The organism is Acerihabitans arboris, assembly GCF_010131535.1.
Taxonomy (GTDB): domain Bacteria; phylum Pseudomonadota; class Gammaproteobacteria; order Enterobacterales; family Enterobacteriaceae; genus Acerihabitans; species Acerihabitans arboris.
Genome location: NZ_WUBS01000049.1, coordinates 1 through 1,613 on the forward strand (window position 1 = coordinate 1; position 1,613 = coordinate 1,613).

Annotated in this window: 1 protein-coding gene; it reads left to right on the forward strand. The window is 56.1% G+C overall.

The window, feature by feature from the left end:
- Positions 1-63: 63 nt before the first annotated feature.
- A protein-coding gene (locus GRH90_RS25805; protein ID WP_162368809.1) for an IS3 family transposase occupies positions 64-1,577 on the forward strand; the annotation gives its coding sequence in 2 pieces (ribosomal slippage) (positions 64-517 and positions 517-1,577; 1,515 coding nt in all).
- Positions 1,578-1,613 lie beyond the last annotated feature (36 nt).

Here is a 1,613-nt window from a genome sequence, read left to right on the forward strand (position 1 = left end):
CCCCTAGTGTCAGGATAGATGTCACCCCCATCAAAAACTCCAATGGGGCGATGGGGACGCGATATGAAGCGCATTTCACCGGAGCGAAAGGCGGCCACACTGGCTAAACTTCTTCCTCCGTATAACATGACGGTCAGCGCAGTTGCACAAATGGAAGGGATATCGGAAGCTACTTTGTATAATTGGCGTAGTCAGGCTAAAGCAGAGGGGAAACCGGTGCCGGGTGCAGACAAAAACAGCGAACAGTGGCCGGCGCAAGCCCGCCTGGCGGTGATTATCGAGACCGCCACACTCAGTGAAACCGACATCGCGGCGTACTGCCGTAAAAAAGGGTTGTATCCAGAGCAAATTGCCCAATGGAAACAGGCTTTTTTACAGGTGCCGCCGGTGGATGACCGGGCTGTACTCAAACAGGTCCAGAAAGAAAACAAGCAGTTGAAAAAGGAACTGGTCCGTAAGGAAAAAGCCTTGGCGGAGGCGGCAGCGATACTGGTGCTGCGAAAGCGGTTGCGGGATTATTACGGGGAAGCGGACGAGGACGACTGACGCCGACCCATGAACGCGAAGCGCTTATCGGCTATGTGCGAGAGGCTATGACCAATGGCGCTAGGCTATTAGCCGCGCTGAGGGAAATCAGCCTAAGCGAACGCACTTGGCGGCGATGGCGGAAGCATGCGGAAGATGGACGGCCGGGCGCCATCAGACCGATGCCTGACAACCGGTTAACGGCAGAGGAAGAGCAGCAGATACTGGCGGTGTGTCATCGACCGGACTATGCCAGCCTGCCGCCATCGCAGATCGTGCCGCGCCTGGCGGATGAAGGCATTTATCTGGCCAGCGAATCGACTTTTTACCGGGTGCTGCGGCACCACAGCGAGGTTCACCGCCGAGGACGGCAACAGACCAGTCACCAGGTCCGTCCCGCGACGACCTGGAAAGCGACCGGACCGAACCAGGTGTACACCTGGGATATTACCTGGTTGCCGTCGGTGGTGAAAGGTCGCTGGTATTACCTGTATCTGGTGGAAGATATCTTCAGCCGAAAAATCGTAGGTCATGAAGTCCATGAGGAAGAAAGCGGCGAGTGGGCCGCGTCACTGATGGAGCGGACGGTGTTGAGTGAACGCTGCTACCGGCAGCCCCTGGTGTTGCATGCGGACAATGGCGCGGCGATGAAGTCCCAAACGCTGAACATAAAGCTGGAAGAGCTGAAAATCACGCCCTCGCACAGCCGACCCCGGGTCAGTAATGATAATGCCTATGTGGAGTCGCTGTTCCGGACGGTGAAATATGTGCCGCAATGGCCCTCGGCCGGGTTCAGTACGCTGGATGAGGCGCGTAAATGGGTGGGCGTTTTTACGCGTTGGTATAACGAGGAGCATTATCACAGTGGTATACGCTATGTCACACCGGCTCAACGCCACAGAGGCGATGACGGGGAGATACTAAGGAAAAGGGATGAGGTATACCGTGCGGCTCAGTCAGCACATCCAGAACGTTGGAGCGGTGGAACAAGAAACTGGCAACCAATAAGTACCGTGACACTTAATCCTGAGCGGGAAAAACAGGCAGCCTAAATCAGCAGGGGATGACAACAACCTTGACACTGACCG